Source organism: Phyllobacterium sp. GQ127, from assembly GCF_059758635.1.
The window spans coordinates 297,007-314,611 of the sequence record NZ_JCAXDZ010000004.1 but is presented as its reverse complement, the minus strand read 5'-3'; the positions used below and the strand labels follow the sequence as shown (position 1 = coordinate 314,611).

The 17,605-nt window shown below is 54.0% G+C and carries 19 protein-coding genes; 12 read left to right on the top strand and 7 right to left on the bottom strand.

Annotation, left to right across the window (positions count from 1 at the left end; genetic code table 11):
- Positions 1 to 51 precede the first annotated feature (51 nt).
- Positions 52 to 195, bottom strand: a complete 144-nt coding sequence (locus AC6CHM_RS17120; protein ID WP_336441344.1) for a hypothetical protein — start codon at positions 193 to 195, stop codon at positions 52 to 54.
- 558 nt (positions 196 to 753) lie between these two features.
- Here AC6CHM_RS17120 and AC6CHM_RS17115 point away from each other — a divergent pair.
- The 3 genes from AC6CHM_RS17115 to AC6CHM_RS17105 all read left to right on the top strand — a co-directional run bounded on the left by AC6CHM_RS17115 (position 754) and on the right by AC6CHM_RS17105 (position 4,889).
- The gene (locus AC6CHM_RS17115; protein WP_336441345.1) at positions 754 to 2,196 is read left to right on the top strand and encodes a DUF7125 family protein; all 1,443 of its coding nucleotides are present in this window, start codon (positions 754 to 756) and stop codon (positions 2,194 to 2,196) included.
- Positions 2,196 to 3,251, top strand: a complete 1,056-nt coding sequence (locus AC6CHM_RS17110) for a sensor histidine kinase (protein ID WP_336441346.1) — start codon at positions 2,196 to 2,198, stop codon at positions 3,249 to 3,251. The genes AC6CHM_RS17115 and AC6CHM_RS17110 overlap by 1 nt, the downstream gene beginning before the upstream one ends.
- 774 nt (positions 3,252 to 4,025) lie before the next feature.
- Positions 4,026 to 4,889 (top strand): alpha/beta fold hydrolase, encoded by an 864-nt coding sequence (locus AC6CHM_RS17105; RefSeq protein WP_498173825.1) that lies wholly within the window; start codon positions 4,026 to 4,028, stop codon positions 4,887 to 4,889.
- Positions 4,890 to 4,975: 86 nt separating this feature from the next.
- Here AC6CHM_RS17105 and AC6CHM_RS17100 read toward each other — a convergent pair whose 3' ends face one another.
- A complete protein-coding gene (locus tag AC6CHM_RS17100) occupies positions 4,976 to 5,890 on the bottom strand; it encodes a YobF C-terminal domain-containing protein (RefSeq protein ID WP_498173824.1) in 915 nt (304 codons plus the stop codon).
- 15 nt (positions 5,891 to 5,905) lie between these two features.
- Positions 5,906 to 6,703, bottom strand: coding sequence for a MerR family transcriptional regulator (locus AC6CHM_RS17095; protein WP_440809397.1), 798 nt, complete (start codon positions 6,701 to 6,703; stop codon positions 5,906 to 5,908).
- Between the two features lie 176 nt (positions 6,704 to 6,879).
- Between AC6CHM_RS17095 and AC6CHM_RS17090 the strand changes: the two genes are divergently transcribed.
- Genes AC6CHM_RS17090 through AC6CHM_RS17080 form a run of 3 tightly spaced genes read left to right on the top strand, consistent with a single transcriptional unit; the run spans position 6,880 to position 7,913 of the window.
- A complete protein-coding gene (locus AC6CHM_RS17090) occupies positions 6,880 to 7,215 on the top strand; it encodes an ArsR/SmtB family transcription factor (RefSeq protein ID WP_307278875.1) in 336 nt (111 codons plus the stop codon).
- Positions 7,215 to 7,625 (top strand): SRPBCC family protein, encoded by a 411-nt coding sequence (locus AC6CHM_RS17085; protein WP_498173823.1) that lies wholly within the window; start codon positions 7,215 to 7,217, stop codon positions 7,623 to 7,625. The genes AC6CHM_RS17090 and AC6CHM_RS17085 overlap by 1 nt, the downstream gene beginning before the upstream one ends.
- 54 nt (positions 7,626 to 7,679) lie before the next feature.
- Complete coding sequence (locus AC6CHM_RS17080; RefSeq protein ID WP_307276883.1) at positions 7,680 to 7,913, top strand: hypothetical protein; 234 nt, start codon at positions 7,680 to 7,682, stop codon at positions 7,911 to 7,913.
- A 148-nt stretch (positions 7,914 to 8,061) separates the two neighbouring features.
- On the opposite strand, the gene AC6CHM_RS17075 is transcribed toward AC6CHM_RS17080, so the two are convergent.
- Genes AC6CHM_RS17075 through AC6CHM_RS17065 form a run of 3 tightly spaced genes read right to left on the bottom strand, consistent with a single transcriptional unit; the run spans position 8,062 to position 11,627 of the window.
- Positions 8,062 to 8,883 (bottom strand): alpha/beta hydrolase, encoded by an 822-nt coding sequence (locus AC6CHM_RS17075; RefSeq protein WP_498173822.1) that lies wholly within the window; start codon positions 8,881 to 8,883, stop codon positions 8,062 to 8,064.
- A 15-nt stretch (positions 8,884 to 8,898) separates the two neighbouring features.
- Positions 8,899 to 10,386 carry an NAD-dependent succinate-semialdehyde dehydrogenase gene (locus tag AC6CHM_RS17070; protein ID WP_498173821.1) on the bottom strand — a complete coding sequence of 496 codons (1,488 nt, stop codon included), beginning with the start codon at positions 10,384 to 10,386 and terminating at the stop codon, positions 8,899 to 8,901.
- A 17-nt stretch (positions 10,387 to 10,403) separates the two neighbouring features.
- Positions 10,404 to 11,627 (bottom strand): iron-containing alcohol dehydrogenase, encoded by a 1,224-nt coding sequence (locus AC6CHM_RS17065; protein ID WP_498173820.1) that lies wholly within the window; start codon positions 11,625 to 11,627, stop codon positions 10,404 to 10,406.
- A gap of 129 nt (positions 11,628 to 11,756) precedes the next feature.
- On the opposite strand from AC6CHM_RS17065, the gene AC6CHM_RS17060 reads away from it, so the two are divergent.
- From AC6CHM_RS17060 to AC6CHM_RS17040, 5 genes are all read left to right on the top strand, one after another.
- On the top strand, positions 11,757 to 12,440 hold the full coding sequence (locus AC6CHM_RS17060) for an FCD domain-containing protein (RefSeq protein ID WP_162802627.1): 684 nt from the start codon (positions 11,757 to 11,759) through the stop codon (positions 12,438 to 12,440).
- Positions 12,441 to 12,533: 93 nt separating this feature from the next.
- Positions 12,534 to 14,015 (top strand): sugar ABC transporter ATP-binding protein, encoded by a 1,482-nt coding sequence (locus AC6CHM_RS17055; RefSeq protein WP_498173900.1) that lies wholly within the window; start codon positions 12,534 to 12,536, stop codon positions 14,013 to 14,015.
- 1 nt (position 14,016) lies between these two features.
- Positions 14,017 to 15,009, top strand: coding sequence for an ABC transporter permease (locus tag AC6CHM_RS17050; RefSeq protein WP_498173819.1), 993 nt, complete (start codon positions 14,017 to 14,019; stop codon positions 15,007 to 15,009).
- A 55-nt stretch (positions 15,010 to 15,064) separates the two neighbouring features.
- Positions 15,065 to 16,015, top strand: coding sequence for a substrate-binding domain-containing protein (locus tag AC6CHM_RS17045; RefSeq protein ID WP_115054858.1), 951 nt, complete (start codon positions 15,065 to 15,067; stop codon positions 16,013 to 16,015).
- A gap of 61 nt (positions 16,016 to 16,076) precedes the next feature.
- Entirely contained in the window at positions 16,077 to 16,691 is a 615-nt protein-coding gene (locus tag AC6CHM_RS17040; protein WP_115054859.1) for a DJ-1/PfpI family protein, read from the top strand.
- A 92-nt stretch (positions 16,692 to 16,783) separates the two neighbouring features.
- Here the strand turns inward: AC6CHM_RS17040 and AC6CHM_RS17035 are convergent, their stop codons facing one another.
- Positions 16,784 to 16,999, bottom strand: coding sequence for a hypothetical protein (locus AC6CHM_RS17035; protein WP_498173818.1), 216 nt, complete (start codon positions 16,997 to 16,999; stop codon positions 16,784 to 16,786).
- Between AC6CHM_RS17035 and AC6CHM_RS17030 the strand changes: the two genes are divergently transcribed.
- Positions 16,982 to 17,593: a glutathione S-transferase family protein gene (locus tag AC6CHM_RS17030; RefSeq protein ID WP_115054861.1), complete on the top strand. Its 612-nt coding sequence runs from the start codon at positions 16,982 to 16,984 to the stop codon at positions 17,591 to 17,593. The two genes, AC6CHM_RS17035 and AC6CHM_RS17030, sit on opposite strands and share 18 nt — an antisense overlap.
- Positions 17,594 to 17,605: the final 12 nt, after the last annotated feature.

Here is a 17,605-nt window from a genome sequence, read left to right as displayed (position 1 = left end):
TGTGTGGGTCGTTTAAACTCTTGTCAGCAAGGTCGTTCTTCACAATCGACATCACACCTGGCCTTTGTTGGCCAGATGTAGCCCACTGGAAACATTCGAAACCGATCGCGTCGTCAAAATCGAGAAAATGCCAGGGTCATCGCGACGAGAAGATTGTATTGTTTTTTCAATTGGATTGTTGCGCAGTTCGGTCATTAGAATTGCTTCCCTCATCTCATTAAACTACCCAAGCGCGCTTCCGTTCCCACATCCTTTCGAATGTCTCGTTCCATCCAATGGAGGTCGATAGAATTTGTGAATGTGACGCGCATTGTTCAACAAGGACTTTGTTGTCCACCATGAGAAACTATGGAACCTTGCCATGCCAGCGATAGGATCCTCAGCAATCATGCGCATGTGGCAGCCCCCTGATCATAATGCAGATCTGGGAAGGTCACAAACTGGCTGCCGCCGTTCGCGTATTGACCCTATCAACTTTATGTCGGCCTCAGGCACCGACAGACAACCAACAAAACCCTTCCGAACGAGGGTCGATTTATCACAAGCAATCCCACCCGACCATATCATCAAGGCGGCCACGAACTGTACAGAGGCAACTAGTAAATCGCGGCTGATTGATGCCGGGCAAAATCGCAATCCTCAACAGGGCGCCATGTTGACGATCACAGCCATGAAATATAAGCCTGAGGCTTGTTCGGCTTTTAGCGGTCGGCGTACCCGCCGCTCCTGTATTCCAAGAATGGAACTCCCTGCATGGCTACGCCAAAAAAACCGCCGGTTGTCAAAACAGGTATCACCGGATTGGACGAAATCCTGAGGGGAGGGCTGCCCGCCTCCAATTTTTACATTCTCCAGGGAGCGCCCGGATCTGGCAAAACCACGGCCGCACTGCAATTCCTGCTTGCAGGTGCTCAAAATGGCGAACGCTGTCTCTACGTCAGCCTGTCCCAAACGACGGCGGAACTGAAATCCATTGCTGTCTCTCACGGTTGGAAACTCGACGGTATCAGGATCGAGGAGCTGTCGGCATCAGACGCTGTGAATGGCGCGTCTGATCAGTCGATTTTCCAGACGACGGAGCTTCGGCTGGACGAAACCCGTAAAGCGGTTGAGCAAGCCATTGAGGATCATAAGCCCAGTCGGCTTGTCTACGACTCGCTTTTGGAAATCCGGCTGATAACGGGCGATTCGCCACGGTTCCGCCGGGAGCTGCTTGGCTTCAAGGCGTTTCTGGCCAAACATGGTGTCATTGCATTATTGCTGGATACGCAGACCAGTGGGTCCTCCGAGCGCAATGGTGAAGAGGTCGAGGGTATCGCGCATGGTGTAATCCGCTTCGACAAGTCTCTTGAAGAATATGGCGGGGTTCGTCGCCGTATAGAAGTCAGCAAAATGCGCGGCGTACCCGTTGCCGACGGATATCACGACATGGCGATACGTGAGGGAGAGGGCGTCATCGTCTATCCGAGGATCATTCCGGGTACCGCATCCGAGACCGTCAAACCGCAACTGATCAAATCGGGCGTCACCGCGCTTGATGAGATGTTTGGGGGCGGTCAGGAATCCGGTACCACGACGCTCGTGATCGGCCAATCCGGCACGGGTAAATCCACCATGTCCTCCTTATATGCTACTGCCGCCCTGAAACGCGGTGAAAGCGTTGCGCTGTTCCTTTTTGAAGAACGACTGGAAACTTTCTTCAGGCGCTCAGAGGGACTGGGGATGGATTTGCGCCAGTTCCACAAAGAGGGTCAGCTGATCATCCGTGATTTCAATCCCAACGAAATATCGCCGGGGGAGTTTGGCAAAATCGCTCAGGAAGTCGTCACCCGCGAAAAATCCCGCGTGGTTGTGATCGACAGCTTCACCGGATACCTGAATTCCCTCCCGCATCGTGAAAAGGCCGTGCGAGATATTCAGTCGCTGCTGAAATACCTTGCCCGGTCGGGCGTCCTGACGATGTTGATCGTGGCTCAACACGGGCTGCTGGGCCAAAATGTTGGAATTGATGTCGACGTCAGTTTTCTCGGCGATACAGTGTTGCTTTTGAGAATATCAGAACATGAGGGAAAACTCAGGCGCAGTATAACGGTGGTAAAAAAACGCCATGGTCCTCATGACCTGGACGTTAGGGAACTTTTGATCCAGAGTTCGGGCGTGTCAGTTGTTCCTTATAATCCCCTTCCTGAACTCTGATGCACGACGAGAACCAGAGCGAACTTGATTGGGCGCTCGTCCTTGCTCCATACCGCAAGGACGCCGCGTTTATCGAGATTTTGCTCGTTGAAAATGGTATGAACGTCAGGGTATGCGCCAGCACAGAGGATTTGGCTGAGATGCTGGCGCAATCTCCCGGCGTTATTCTCGTAACCCACGAGTCGTTGACACCCAGGACGATAGAAGCCATTTCGGTACATTTGTCGGCACAGCCGAATTGGTCAGACCTGCCCATTTTCGTTCTTCTGGACCGAAAGGCCCCGCATGCCCGTATCCGTGCGGAATTGGAAAGACTATGGCCGCAGGCAAGGCAAATATATTTTCAAAGACCCGTCATATCTCTCGAACTGGTAACCGCTGTTCAATCTGCATTTTTGGTGCGTTTACGGCAGCGTGAAGTCAGAGATTCGATCGAGCGTGAGCGCGACCTCCGCTTCGAACTCAATCACAGGGTCAAGAATATTCTGGCGAGCGTAAGCTCTATCTTCAGAATGACCCGTCGCGCAGCAGATACGATTGACACGCTCGTGGCGGACTTTGAGGGGCGCCTGGGAGCCTTGGCTAATGTTCATTCGGCTGTCTTCGAACAAGGTGGCGACACGGTCGACCTGCGAGAAATCGTTGATCTGACCTTAAAACCTTATGCGGACAAAGCAAAGCGGCTGAAAATCGATGGCCCGGAGCTTCTGCTCAACCGCGACGCTGGCACCACACTCGCACTATGTCTGCATGAACTGGTCACAAATGCCATCAAATATGGCGCTTTGTCCACGGATGAAGGACGTATAAGTGTAATCTGGAAGATATCCGATGACGCCCAGCCGATTTTGACGCTGGAATGGATTGAAAGTGGGGGGCCGCCTGTGAAGGAACCGACGAGGGCAGGGTATGGCACACGATATATCCGTTCAGCCCTGTCAGCCATATTCGGCGAGAAACCTATAGTTCTGTTTGAACCTACGGGATTGCGCTGTGTGGCTCGCGGATTGCTTGCAAATGTTGTTTTAACCGATCTCCGTCCGCCGTTTAAATAAACGGTAGAGGCTCCTTCCATCATTTGAGTGTTTATAAAAAATTCATTGCCATGATGCAGGTCTTGTATCAGCAGGGCAGCAATCCGAATGCCAAATGATCTTTTTATGCCTTCAAGGAACGCTAGCCGTGGCCGGTATTTTACAGAAGATTGGGGGCCGTGGGGTTCTGTGCCATTGATTGGCAATCGGATTAACCGTGCCCATCCCTATCTCTTGTTGGCCTCTCCGCAACTGTCACCCACCAGTAGTGGTATGCGTCAAGATTATCGGATTTCCAGGCGCACCATCTGTCGAGCGACACCTCGTGTTCATGGTTATCGAACTGAGAGACACTATACTCGATCTCAGGAGTGCATTGTCCCACAGTCTCATAGACCTGGCTGAGTGGCTCGTCCCATATGATGTCCCCAAAAGTTGTTTTCACACCGTGCTTGATTGGCACCTTGTGCCTCGCGTCTCGTATGCTATTCCCAATCACTTACCATGGGACAGTAGATTTACCACTTTTAGCAGGAAAGCAGTTCCTGGTGATCAAAAGCCCGCGGTGGTGGTGTCATCTAGGCTCCAGTATCGGCAAACTTTCTATTGCGCGCTCGGGTTCTGGTGTTGCCTTTGATACTTTGCAATGAAATATAAAAATCTGGACAACCAAAGGCCGTCGTGGCTCGTTGGCGGCAGGCTCCCCCTGATAGTCTTGTCAGAACGACCAAGATCCTTTGTGCAGCTGCGAGGGAAAAACTTTACTATGCCCTCGCTGATGATAGAGTGAGGGAAATGTTCGAAGGCTTCGCACTGGATCGGATCGCCGTCGGCGATGCCGTGTTGCGAGTGCGGCACGGCGGCTCAGGTCCGCCCCTTCTTCTCCTGCACGGGCACCCACGTACACACACGACATGGCACCGCGTTGCGCCAATCCTTGCAGCAAAATTTACCGTGGTGTGCCCTGACTTGCGCGGCTTCGGGCAGTCCTCGTCGCCGCCGGACATGGCGAGTCATTCGCAGGCATCCAAGCGAGCAAAGGCCGATGATTGCGTTCGGTTGATGGAAGCGCTTGGCCACCAGCGGTTTATGATAGCGGGTCACGACCGAGGAAGTTACACCGCATTCCGCTGCGCGATGGACCACCCCGGACGGGTTGAACGTTTGGCGATTCTAGACGGGGTGCCGATCTTGGAGGCTTTGGAACGCTGTGATGCGCTATTTGCGGAAAAATGGTGGCACTGGTTTTTCTTCGCCCAGGCAGGTAAGCCTGAGCAGGCTATTCTCGCTGATCCGATTGCATGGTATGGCGGGTCTGAGGAAGCAATGGGAAGCGAGAACCACGCGGATTTTCTGGCGGCGATCACCAACCCAGAGACGGTGAGGGGGATGCTCGGCGACTATAGAGCCGGCTTGGCGATCGACGCCCATCATGACCGCATCGACCGGGACAGCGGTCGCACAGTAGTCTGTCCTACCCTTGTTCTGTGGTCGCTCAGGGATGATCTCGAGCTACTTTATGGCGATGTGCTTGGCGTGTGGCGACCCTGGGCGCCAGACTTGCGTGGCCACGGCATCGACAGTGGACATCACGTCGCCGAAGAAGCGCCTGAACGGCTTGTTGAAGCATTGTTGGCTTTTTTTTCCTCGTCCGAGTGATAGGCCAAAGTCATTGGGACACCGTAAGCAACGAGCATCAAAACTGTCTTGGTCTTGCAGCGTGGCGGCCAAACTGTGAATTCAAACTACAAAACCGCACGTAGCCGGTCATAGGTAGGTGCCAGGTTCATAAGCGCGGCTGCGGCTCTCCTGTCGTCCCCAACGACAAGGGGATGTTGCAAACTGCCTATCAGACGGGCCTGTTCAGCAACGATGACAGCGGCATCTACACTGCCGATACGGGCGAGACAAGCGGCGGCATCGCTGGTCCTGCGGGCACCTACCCGAACCGCAAAATGGATCAGGTGTCCGCGCAAGGCATCATCGCAGTTGTCGGCGACCAGTTCTGCCAGTGCTTCGGCCGCTCTGCTATTGCCCAAACTGCCTGCGGGCATAACAGGCGCGTGTTCCATCGACAGCCACTGTTTTGCTGCCGGGATCGCAGCCTTAATGATATCGACCTCCGTTACATTTCGTTGCCGTACGAATCTGGTGCGCATGGTGTAGGGCGTTCCGTAAGCTACTGTCTTCGCAGCCCAAGCAGCCATAAAATCGGTCAGAGGGAGCAATGCAAAGGGGTAGCCTTGGGGATCATGCATCAGCACTCGCTCCTCATCGACCTCCAGCACGACAACATAATGGTCAGCCTCTATGGGTTCTTTCATGCCAGGTTGGTGGGTCAGATATCCCATTTCGACCGGACCCACCCAGACGGGCCCATGGGCCAGCGCCGACTTTAAGCGTGAAAGCGCCTCCTCAGCCGTTCCGCCTCTTGCGACATCAGATGACCAGCCGAGAGCAGCAAGCGCGTCGTCAAAACCTCGTTCCGGATCCCAGCCATAAGGGTCAAAGAAGGGCAATCTGCCGCCAATCAGCTGCATGCCGAACGGGCTTGCCGTGGAGAATTCGATCACGGCCGTCGAGGGCGCAGCGGCACCAAACATCATGGCAAAGGCATTGGCGTAGCAATAAGGTCCGGAGCCGATATAGGGGATATTCATATTTAGGCACTTTCTTCAGGGATTGACTGGATAGACGATGTCGAAAGGCGCGTTGTCGCTACCGGGATAGATTTCATAAGGACTGTCGATGATGGTAAGGCCTTGCCGGTCGATCCAGGTTTCAATTGCGTCGTAGACGGACAGCACCAAGGGGAAATTCTGTTGGTCTGCGGGTACCGGCGTGAAGACCTCACGCCGAGCAGGCAGCAGACGGATTATCAAGTCGCTGGCTGGCTCAACGGGGCCATCGCAGGTTATCGCAACCTCGACAGGACCATCAGCGTCACGTGTGGTGAGGTTGTGATGATGCACACTCATCCTGCCATTATGGGCAAGACCTGAAGCGGCAAGATGTTTGCGAATATCCGCTTCGGCTTCCGCCATAAAGCCATTAAGGCCGGTCACTGTCACCGCTCGCTGACGGCTGACGATTTTGGTGGCATCAACCTTGCGCAACGCAATCGACAGAGCAGGATGTGTGAGGTCGGCTTGGAAGGCCATTGCCTCAACAAATTCGGTATGGACGGCGAGACGGGCATTTTGCGCCTCCAGCCACGTGCGCAATTCGATTGCACGCGCTTCTGCTGGCAGTTCCAGCAAGACAGCGATGCGGGCCATCGACAGTCCAAGCTGTCGCAATCTGGCAATCAGCCGGGCACGAGGTGCCTGTTGCGCCGAATAATACCGATAGCCGGTCTGTGGATCGACATAGGCCGGGACAAGCAGGCCCTGCTCAGCATAGAGCCGCAGTGCCTTGGCAGAAAGACGGGTGGCCGCGCGGAAACGACCGGCAAGCAGATGAGAATGAGTCATGTCACCTGTCTAAGGCCTGCCCTAAGGGCGAGGTCAAGTGGCATTGGGTTACGCATTTCATAATGTCACTTGAAGGAAGCGTTCAATTTATCATGACGGAGACGCTTGCGTAGGGTGTTTCGGAGAAGCTCGCTTGACTAACGCATAGCCCAATGGTTATACGTTTAATCATAACCATGGAGATATATGTTTTGCTGCCGAGCCACACCATATTGTTCAAAACGCTCGCCGATCCGACCAGGCGGGCTCTCTTCGAGCGCATGTGCCGAGAAGGAGAGCAGACGGTTGGGGCGCTGACGGCCCAGGCCGGAATATCGCAACCCGCGGTCTCAAAGCACCTTGCAGTATTGAAGCGGGCAGGGCTGGTGCGCGATCGGCAGGAAGGTCGCCAGACGCACTATAGTGCTCAGCTCTTTGCTCTGGCACCGCTGATAGACTGGACAAGCCAAATGACCGGCTTCTGGCAAGACCGATTTGATGACCTCGAAAACCTGCTCAAAAGGATGGACTAATGACCGAAGCCTCTACGCAAACACGCTCCGTAGTTGTCGAGCGTGAAATCTCTTATCCAGCGGAAAAGATCTGGCGCGCTCTGACGCAACCATACCTCATAGAGGAATGGCTTATGAAAAATGACTTCAAGCCTGTTGTCGATCACCGGTTCAGTCTTAACGCAGATTGGGGCTCGGTTAACTGCCAGGTAACGGCAATCGAGCAGGACAGGAGGCTGTCATATACATGGGCTGCGTATGGTCTTGAGAGTGTCGTCACATGGACACTCATTCCGACGAGTACGGGGACGAGGCTGCGCATGGAACAGTCGGGATTCCGACCGGATCAGGAGCAGGCCTACCATGGTGCCAGGGATGGATGGCCGAAATTTCTCGATGCCCTTGAAAAGGTCTTGGCATCGATAGAGTGAAGCCCACCGGCGCAAATAATCGGATGTCATCAGGCGCAACATAAGGGGATTCCATTGAATATAAATGTTTGGATTCGGCTGGCACACCGATGGCTGTCTATCGTCTTTACGATAACCATCATTGCTAATTTCGCTCTCTTGGGGATGAATGACAGTGATCGTCCCATGTGGGTAGTCTACTCTCCTTTGATCCCACTTTTCTTGATGCTGTTCAGTGGCCTGTACATGTTTGCACTGCCTTATGCTGCAAGGTGGCGCAGTCGGCGACGTGTCAGCGCCGGAGAGTGAGCCGGCCTGCGATGTTCGAGTAACTGTTTCCCGTAATAAATTTCAGGATTTACTCGTCACGTCTTCAAGGAATGATTGCACCCGGACCTACGCCGGTGCGATTATTCTTGAGCGGGCAGTCGCCACCACAGGCATTCGTGAGTTTCTTTTACCGATGTCTTAAAATAAGGTCCTTCAGAAGGGTCGCTGAGGGACGATCTTCACGTCCGAGATCGCGAACACTGCTCATATGATCAGCTTGAGCGATGTTTCTGGTTGTCACTTTCTGCCCCCCGGCAGCCAAGAGAGTGGCGAAGTCCGCCGCTTGCTGGTGGAACGGAGGCGTTTCGTTGGCTCCGACGGCGATAAGCACTTCGCAGCCTTTGTCATAGTGATGTGAAATGGGCGAGAAAGCCTCGACTTCTGCATCGGTGATGCCAATTTCAGAAGCGAGAAAAGATTTTTGCAAAGGCTTCAGATCGTAGATCCCGCCCAGCAAAAGCCCTGCGGCAATATTCGAAGTGCCGTCCGGTTTGTGAAACAGGAATGTTGCAAGGTGGGCGCCAGCAGAATGCCCACTCACAGTAATCCGAGACGGATCACCACCATAATCGGCGATGTGTTGGATCACCCATTGCTTCGCGCGTCGCACCTGATCCACGAGCACGGCCATCCTGGAGCCGGGCATAAGCGCATAGTCGATAATAATGGCGATCGCTCCGGCGCTAGTCACTGTCTCGGCAATATAGGAGTAATCCCGTTTGGAGAACATCCGCCAGTAGCCTCCATGAATGAATATGTGCACCGGACGGCGTTCGCGTGCGCCATCGGGGAGGAAGATGTCCAGCGTTTCATTGGTGCCAGTCCCATATGGGACGTCCAATTTGGCGTTGAGCCTATCGCGGGTTCTGGCACTGGCTGCAATAATGTCCTCCACGATAATATCGAAATCTGCGACATGAGCGCGGATGCGGAAGGGATCATTTTCCAAGATCAGTCTCCCGGTTCAGAAGCTTGTTGCGATATACTTGGCTTCCATAAACTCGGCAATGCCATGATGTTGGCCGCCTTCGCGCCCGAGTCCGCTCTGCTTGACTCCGCCGAAGGGAGCGGCGGGGTCGGAAACCAGCCCCCGGTTTAACGCGATCATTCCAGCTTCTATGCCGGAAGAAACACGAAGCCCGCGGGCGAGGTCGCGCGTATAGACATAGGCGGCCAGTCCATACTCCGTGTTGTTGGCCCAGCTGACTGCCTCTTCTTCCGTTTCAAAACGGTAAAGCGGCGCGACGGGGCCGAAGATTTCTTCGCGCGCCATCTCGCAAGTGTCTGGAACATCAACCAAAACCGTTGGCGGGTAGAAGAAACCGGACCCAGCGGACATTTCGCCACCGCATAGAGCGCGGGCACCCTTGCTTATCGAATCTTGGACCAATCGATCGATCTTTTCAACAGCTTTTCGCGTTATCATCGGGCCGCATTCCGTCTGTTCATCAACGCCTCGCCCAACCTTCAGAGCCGCCATCCGCCGCGTAAGGCCTTCGGCAAATGAATCATATATTCCAGACTGTACATAGAAGCGGTTGGCAGCGGTGCATGCTTCTCCCGCGTTACGCATCTTGGCGATCATGGCTCCGTCGAGTGCGGCTTCAAGATCGGCGTCATCAAATACCACAAATGGGGCATTGCCGCCGAGTTCCATGGAGGAGGAAATAACGTGCTTGGCTGCTTCGCCCAAAAGAAGGCGGCCGACGCCGGTCGAACCCGTAAAGGAGAGTTTTCTCACACGCGGGTCCGCCAGTATCGCAGCAGTGATGGGGCCAGGATTACTCGTCGTCAGAACGTTGACGACACCTGATGGTAAGCCTGCTTCTTCATAGATGGAGGCCAGGGCGTAGGCGGTCAGTGGCGTTTCACTTGCTGGTTTCAAGATCACCGTACAACCTGCGGCCAAGGCAGGTGCGATTTTGCGAGTAGCCATAGCTGCCGGAAAGTTCCAAGGCGTTATTAGCAGGCAAATCCCGATGGGCTGATAGTCAACAATGATCCGATTGGTGCCCGATGGCGCTATCCCAAATTCTCCTGAGATGCGTACGGCCTCTTCTGCGTTCCAACGGAAGAATTCCGCAGCGTAGGCCACTTCACCGCGAGCATCGCGCAATGCCTTGCCGTTCTCCATCGATATGAGTGTGGCCAGCATCTCAGAACGTTCAATCATCAACTCAAAGCAACGTCGCAAGATTTCGGATCGCTTGCGAGGGGGAGTTGCACGCCATGCGGGGCCTGCCGCGGCGGCAGCATCGATGCATGCGCGCGCATCCTCTACCGTCGCGTCGGCAACAGCGGCAATTCGTTTGCCTGTCGATGGATCGATGACATCAATCTGTTGGTTGCTGTAAGCCGGCCACCAGCTTCCGTTAATATACAGACCACGAGTGGTGGCGCCGATATCGGGTCCATTGACGTCAGGCGTCAGCGTTTTCTGTGCAACGGTCATGTGTAGTTCCTCGGTGATTAAATGGCAGAAGCGGCGAGGTCGCCGTCATAGGCTGCTCTTACAAGACGTTTCATGGCGTCAAGATCAAAAGTTCGGGGATTGTTTTTGATCAATCTGTCGATACCGAACGCCTGCTCGGCAGTCCAATCGAGCTTGTCTAAAGGCAGACCAAGGTCAGCCAGCGTGGGTGTTATGCCGATCGATGCGAAAAGCCTGCGGATTTCTTCGATTGCAATTTTTGCATTCTCTTCAATATCCGAGCCACTGGCGAGGCCGAGAACTGTGGTGATCTCGGCCATTTCAGCGGCGCAGACACGTTTGTTATAATTCATGACGTAAGGCATCATGGTTGCCACCCCGAGGCCATGAGCCGTGTGCGTGAGTGCTCCGGCGGGATACTGGATTGCATGGGCTGCGGCAGTTCCTGCTGTGCCGAACGCGCAGCCAGCTGCCAGTGCACCCATCATCACATCAGCTCTCGCATCTTCGTCCGACCCATCCTTGCAGGCTTTTTCCAAACTGCGGCCCAGCAGCTTGATTGCCAGCAATGCAAAATGATCAGTCAGTGCGCTTTTGCCGATGAAGACGTGGTTCTGCGCCAATGTGTGATCCGCGCAGCGGCGAACTGCTGTAAAAGCCTCGATGGCATGGGTGAGGGCGTCCGCGCCAGCAACTGCTGTCAAACCGGGCGGGCAGGTCATTGTTAGTTCCGGATCACAAATGGCCGTTGTTGCGACCAGGTAAGGACTGGATATTCCAACCTTAAGGGTCCGCCCAGAGTCGGAGATGACTGCAACCGGCGTTACTTCAGATCCCGTTCCAGCCGTCGTTGGAACGGCAATGACTGGAAGAACAGGGCCGGGAACCTTGTACTCGCCATAATAATCCTCCAGTTCCCCGCCATGGCTGAGCAGGAGAGCCGCGCACTTTGCCATGTCCAGACAGCTTCCGCCGCCAATGCCGATTACCATGTCAGGACCAAACTCCCGCGCATCATCGACGCAAAGCGTCACCGTCTCACTTGGCACGTCCGGCTGAACCGCGTCGTAGATCAAGACCTCTATAGAGGCTGCGTGTAGCGCCTCGTGGATTTGCGCAAATATCGCCGTCGCTGCGAACCGCTCATCGGTGCAAATCAGCGCTCGCTTTCCAAGTCTTGCGGCAACCATCGGCAAAGCATGGCGCTGTCCTTTACCAAAGAGAATTTCACGTGGGAGCCGAAGTGCAGCAAAAAGGGTCATCGTCCATTTCCTTGGAGGCATTTACATAAAGGGGATATAAAATCGTATAGGATATGGGATTGCATATACGGAACCATCATGCTAGTGAGGGTCTATGTCAAGAGGCAACTTATGCAGAAGAAAAATTCTATGATCCTAACCGAAGCACCTGATCAAAGTGGTTTCATCCAAAGAAGCAACAGCTTGGCGGGAAGCGTTTATGACGCCATTTTTGCACAGTTAATGTCACTGAAAATCGCGCCGGGAGCCCGCATAACCGTCGATAATTTGGTGCGTGAGTTGAACGTTTCGCAGACGCCGATCAGGGAAGCGCTCGGCAGGCTCGAAGGAGAGGGGCTCGTGGTGAAGACCCACTTGATCGGCTATAGCGCTGCACCGCAGATCACCCGCCGCAGATTTGACGAACTGTACGAACTGCGCCTGCTGCTTGAGCCGGATGGTGCGGCGAAATCTGCCGCCGTGATGGATGAGACGAAGCTTGCAGCACTTCAGGAAGCGGCGGGTGTCATGGGGCGCGGAGACGGCACGGACGAGCGCATCCGTTACTCGACATTCGCCCGTCAGGACTCAGTATTTCATGACAAGATCATGGAGTTTGCTGGGAACGAGCTTATCCGCGAGACACTCAATCACCAGCACGCACATTTTCATATTTTCCGTCTGATGTTCCACTCCCGCGTAACCGAAGAAGCTTTGGATGAGCACGAAGCGTTGCTCGCAGCCTTTGCAGCAGGTGACGTTTCTGCTGCAAAACAGGCAATGCGTATGCACCTCCAGCATTCGCGTGATCGTCTGCTCCCGGCATTCGACTGAGGCCGGCCAATGTTCGCTGCTTCAAGATTTCAACAGGAGAGCGATGAGGCAGCCGGTGGCGACACTTGTGGACCGGTTCTGCAAGCCAAAGGGATGTCAAAAGATTATGGTCCAGTCACGGTCTTGTCCGATGTCTGGCTTGATGTGCTACCCGGCAGAATTCATGCCATCATCGGAGAAAATGGCGCAGGAAAATCAACCTTTATGCGATTGCTTGCAGGATATGCGGAGCCAACTGCAGGAACGCTCTCTATAGCCGGTTACGACGTCAGGTTCTCAAGGCCCGAACATGCACAGCAGGCAGGAATTGTTCTCGTTCACCAGGAAATCCTGCTTGCAGAAGGACTAACTGTTGCCGAGAATCTGTTCCTCGGACGTGAGCTTATGTGGAATGGAATGGTCGACGATCAATCCATGCGCCGCAAAGCTGCCGAAAAACTTTCGGAATTGGGATGCCGGGTATCGCCCAATGCGCTGGTTCGTGACATCGCGCTTGCCGATCGGCAGCTTGTTCAGATCGCGCGTGCACTTCTTGATGACTATAAACTTGTTATATTTGACGAACCTACTGCGGTTTTGACCGGAGATGAGGTAGAGCGACTCCTGGGAATTATCCTGAAGATAAAAGAGCAGGGTGCCGCAGTTCTATATATTAGCCATCGTCTCGATGAAGTGCAGCGGATCGCTGATCAGGTAAGCGTGTTGCGGGACGGCAAGATGGTTGGAACCTATCCTGCTCAAGGTCTGACGCAAATGGACATGGCCCGCCTTATGGTCGGGCGCGATCTGGCGGCGCTTTATCCAGTCAAACGCATCAAAGCTTCGAACGTGCCGTCACTGGAAGTCCGGGATCTGGTCGTGTCGGGCTACGCCAAGGACATTTTCTTCACTGCACACAAGGGAGAAATCCTGGGTTTTGCGGGCATGATCGGTGCTGGGCGGACGGAAGTATTTGAAGGCATCATGGGTTTGCGACCGGCACATGGATCTGTCGTGCTGAATGGCCGTATCATCGATATCCGTCATTCGCGCGCTGCCATGGATGGAGGTATTGGATACCTTACCGAAGACCGCAAAGGTAAGGGACTTTTGCTCAACGAAAAGCTCGCGCCAAATCTGACACTTTCCGCACTCACACGCTTTCATCCAGGCCTGATGATGCGCAAAGCTCGTGAGCAAGCCGCCCTCGTTAAAGCCGTGGAAGATTACGATATCCGGCTCAAGAGCCTTGGCGTAAAGGCGGGGCAACTTTCCGGAGGCAATCAGCAGAAATTGCTGCTTGCAAAAGTACTCCTCACCAATCCGTCAATCATTGTTATCGATGAGCCCACGCGGGGCATAGATATTGCAAACAAGGCGCAGATTTACGCAATCATCCAGCGCCTGGCGGAAGAGGGCAAAACTTGCATCGTCATTTCTTCCGAAATGCAGGAACTAATTGGCATCTGTGATCGAGTTCTCGTGATGCGGGAGGGACGCATTACCGGCGAGGTGACAGGCGAGAAGATGACGGAACATGAAATTGCGCTGCTGGCAACCAGTGATATGACGACAGCGGCGAGCAGGGAGGAATGACATGAGTGTTATTACAGGCTCAGCAGCACTTCGGCAGGAGCGGGACTGGAATATCGGCTGGACCGATTTTGGGCCATTTTTGGCACTCCTGGCACTCCTGGTGGTCGGCTTCCTCGTCAACCCCGACTTTCTTTCCGCTACGAACCTGGGGAATGTTATCACGCGTAGTGCTTTCATTGCCATTATAGCGGTCGGCGCAACATTTGTAATTTCCTCAGGGGGACTGGACCTTTCCGTGGGTGCGATGGCGGCGTTCATCACGGGCATCACTATAATGTTCATGAACAGCATGGCACCAGAGTGGGGCGTTTGGGCAATTCCCGCCGGGATGGCCGTGGCCGTGATCGTGGGAACCGGCTGTGGTCTGATGAACGGTCTGATCGTTACGGTAGGGAGAATCGAGCCATTCATCGCCACGCTCGGCACAATGGGTATCTTCAGGGCATTGATTACTTACATGTCCGACGGCGGGACGATCCCGATTGATCGGAGCCTGCGTGAAGCCTACCGCCCTGTTTACTTCGGTACGGTAGGGGGGGTACCGCTGCCAATCCTGATCTCAATTGCGGTGGCCGCTGTGGCGTCCTTCATTCTCTACAAGATGAAGTATGGGCGCAAGTGCGCTGCAGTTGGGGCAAATGAAGACGTCGCGCGCTACTCCGGTATCTCAATAGTCAAAACACGCACGATCGCCTACGCAATGCAAGGCGCATGCGTAGCAATTGCAGCGATATGCTACGTCCCGCGCCTTGGCGCTGCAACGCCAACAACGGGTGTCCTGTGGGAACTTCAGGTTATCACTGCCGTCGTCATCGGTGGAACGGCCCTGCGCGGTGGTAAAGGCCACGTATGGGGCACGGTCGCAGGTGCTGTAATCCTCGAACTCATAGCTAATTTGATGGTGCTGTCGGATTTCGTCTCTGAATATCTGGTGGCAGGCGTTCAAGGCGTAATCATTATCATCGCTATGCTCATTCAAAGGTTCTCAAAATAATCCGCGTCGGGACCACGCGGATCATTAACTTCAGGTCCAATTCTGGGAGGAATGTATGTTTAAGAGTAGATGGATTGCCCCTGTAGCCATAGGCGTCATTTTGATCGCAAGTCAGGCGCTGGCTGCCGATAAGAAAGTGATCGCGGTCTCAATACCGGCGGCTGACCACGGCTGGACTGCCGGTGTTGTCTACCATGCCCAAGCTGCCGCAAAGGAAGTTAACACCGCATTTCCGGACGTGGAAGTCGTTGTCAAAACGTCGCCCTCGGCCGCGGCTCAAGTTAGTGCCCTGGAGGATCTGTCCGCCGGTCGAAAGCTCGATGCGCTTGTAATCCTGCCGTATTCTTCGGAAGAACTGACCACACCGGTCAAGGCGGTCAAAGATGCCGGAACGTTTATTACCGTCGTTGATCGGGGTTTGAGCGATGCCTCTATACAGGATCTATATCTTGCTGGTGACAATATCGCGGTTGGTCGAAACACGGCAAAGTACATGATTGAAAAACTAGGGGGCAAGGGCAACCTCGTTGTTCTTCGCGGAATTCCAACAGTTATTGATGACGAACGGATCCAGGGCTTCAATGACGCCATTAAAGACACAGAGCTGAAAGTTCTGGATATTCAGTATGCAAACTGGAATAGCGATGAAGCGTTCAAGCTGATGCAGGACTACCTCGCCAAATATCCTCAAATCGACGCAGTCTGGGCAAACGATGACGACATGCTGCTCGGCGTGCTTGAGGCGGTGAAGGAATCCGGGCGCAAGGACATCAAACTTGCACTCGGCGGGAATGGCATGAAGGATATTGTAAAGAAGGTTATGGATGGTGACGCGATGACTCCGGTCGAAACACCATACCCGCCCGCAATGATCAAGACCGCAATTTATATGACAATAGCCAATCTCGTTGGTCAGGCGCCCGTTCGCGGGACCGTCAAGCTCGATGCACCACTGATCACACAAGAGAATGCAAAGGAATACTACTTCCCCGATTCTCCGTTTTAACCAACAACGATGAACCGGGCGGCATGTGCCGTCCCAATGCATGAGATAAGAGGAGCAAGACATGGCAGGCAAGAAAATACTTATGCTGACAGGCGAGTTTACCGAGGAATACGAAATATTCGTTTATCAGCAGGCGATGGAAGCGGTCGGGCATACGGTTCACGTCATATGTCCAGACAAGAAGGCAGGCGACCTCATCAAAACGTCGCTGCACGATTTCGAGGGCGACCAGACTTACACCGAAAAGCTTGGACATTTCTTTACGATCAACAAGACGTTTTCAGAGGCCGAAACGCAGCTTGACCAATACCACGCAGTATACGCCGCTGGCGGTCGCGGCCCGGAATACATCCGTACAGACAAGCGCGTCCAGGCTATTGTCCGGCACTTTCACGAGAAACAAAAACCGATCTTCACAATCTGTCACGGCGTTCAAATACTTATCGCCGTGGATGGCGTTGTACGTGGCAAGAAGGTTGCAGCACTTGGAGCATGCGAACCTGAAGTCACTTTAGCGGGCGGCACCTACATCGATCTTTCGCCCACAGAAGCCTATGTCGATGGTACAATGGTATCCGCTAAAGGATGGACTGCGCTTGCGGCCTTTATCAGAGAATGTCTTAAAGTGCTTGGCACGGAGATCAGGCACAGCAACGACGTGGCTAAGGCTGCCTAGGTCAAAAAATCCCAAATGGCCGCTTAACGAGCGGCCATTTTATTAAACCTACGCAACGGCAAGCGGGCAGGAATTCCGGCGCTGTGTTATCGCTAATTGCCATGTTGGCTGACGCTTGCATCGAGCACAGTCATCGCGGCTTGCAACCGGGCAAAACGACCTCGCCGATTGCTACCATTTTGTGGAACACTGCCTTTCCTTAAAACCGTCTTCTCCTGATTGAACAGCTCGTGCATTTTTCCCGTTGAAGGCGGTCGGTATGGAATCGCTTTACAAACGGAGACATCGTCATGAAGCTTTATTTCCATCCCCTTTCCGGCCATGCGCACCGGGCCCGACTTTTTCTATCTCTCCTTGGCCAATCCTTTGAGTTGATTGAGGTTGACCTGGCAAAAGGCGAACATAAAAAGCCGGAATTTCTCGAGCTCAACAGCTTCGGACAGGTCCCTGTCCTTGTAGACGGTGAAACGGTCATTTCGGACTCCAACGCAATTCTGGTCTATGTCGCCAGGAAGCTTGGCAAAACCGACTGGTTTCCAGAAGATGCGGTTGGCGGTGCCAGAGTTCAGCGCTGGCTCTCTGTTGCAGCTGGGCAACTTGCCTTCGGTCCTGCGGCGGCCAGACTGATCACAGTATTCGGAGCAAAGTTCAATGCTGAAGAAGTCATCGGACGCGCGCACGCACTCTACAAGGTTCTCGAAGGGGAACTAACTGTCAGGAAATGGTTGGCTGCCGATCATATTACGGTCGCGGACGTTGCTATCTACAGCTACACTGCCCGTGCGCCTGAAGGAAATGTTGACCTTTCTGCATACCCAAACTTGCGCGCTTGGCTACAGCGTATTGAAGCGCTTCCCGGTTTTGTTGATTTTGCCAAAACGCCCGTCGGTTTTGCCGCCTGAGGGAAAAGGAGA

Coding starts and splice junctions, on each gene's coding strand:
- AC6CHM_RS17120 (WP_336441344.1), bottom strand. CDS start 195: ATGACCGAACTGCGCAACAATCCAATTGAAAAAACAATACAATCTTCT.
- AC6CHM_RS17115 (WP_336441345.1), top strand. CDS start 754: ATGGCTACGCCAAAAAAACCGCCGGTTGTCAAAACAGGTATCACCGGA.
- AC6CHM_RS17110 (WP_336441346.1), top strand. CDS start 2,196: ATGCACGACGAGAACCAGAGCGAACTTGATTGGGCGCTCGTCCTTGCT.
- AC6CHM_RS17105 (WP_498173825.1), top strand. CDS start 4,026: ATGTTCGAAGGCTTCGCACTGGATCGGATCGCCGTCGGCGATGCCGTG.
- AC6CHM_RS17100 (WP_498173824.1), bottom strand. CDS start 5,890: ATGAATATCCCCTATATCGGCTCCGGACCTTATTGCTACGCCAATGCC.
- AC6CHM_RS17095 (WP_440809397.1), bottom strand. CDS start 6,703: ATGACTCATTCTCATCTGCTTGCCGGTCGTTTCCGCGCGGCCACCCGT.
- AC6CHM_RS17090 (WP_307278875.1), top strand. CDS start 6,880: ATGGAGATATATGTTTTGCTGCCGAGCCACACCATATTGTTCAAAACG.
- AC6CHM_RS17085 (WP_498173823.1), top strand. CDS start 7,215: ATGACCGAAGCCTCTACGCAAACACGCTCCGTAGTTGTCGAGCGTGAA.
- AC6CHM_RS17070 (WP_498173821.1), bottom strand. CDS start 10,386: ATGACCGTTGCACAGAAAACGCTGACGCCTGACGTCAATGGACCCGAT.
- AC6CHM_RS17065 (WP_498173820.1), bottom strand. CDS start 11,627: ATGACCCTTTTTGCTGCACTTCGGCTCCCACGTGAAATTCTCTTTGGT.
- AC6CHM_RS17060 (WP_162802627.1), top strand. CDS start 11,757: ATGATCCTAACCGAAGCACCTGATCAAAGTGGTTTCATCCAAAGAAGC.
- AC6CHM_RS17055 (WP_498173900.1), top strand. CDS start 12,534: ATGTCAAAAGATTATGGTCCAGTCACGGTCTTGTCCGATGTCTGGCTT.
- AC6CHM_RS17050 (WP_498173819.1), top strand. CDS start 14,017: ATGAGTGTTATTACAGGCTCAGCAGCACTTCGGCAGGAGCGGGACTGG.
- AC6CHM_RS17045 (WP_115054858.1), top strand. CDS start 15,065: ATGTTTAAGAGTAGATGGATTGCCCCTGTAGCCATAGGCGTCATTTTG.
- AC6CHM_RS17040 (WP_115054859.1), top strand. CDS start 16,077: ATGGCAGGCAAGAAAATACTTATGCTGACAGGCGAGTTTACCGAGGAA.
- AC6CHM_RS17030 (WP_115054861.1), top strand. CDS start 16,982: ATGAAGCTTTATTTCCATCCCCTTTCCGGCCATGCGCACCGGGCCCGA.
- AC6CHM_RS17035 (WP_498173818.1), bottom strand. CDS start 16,999: ATGGAAATAAAGCTTCATGACGATGTCTCCGTTTGTAAAGCGATTCCA.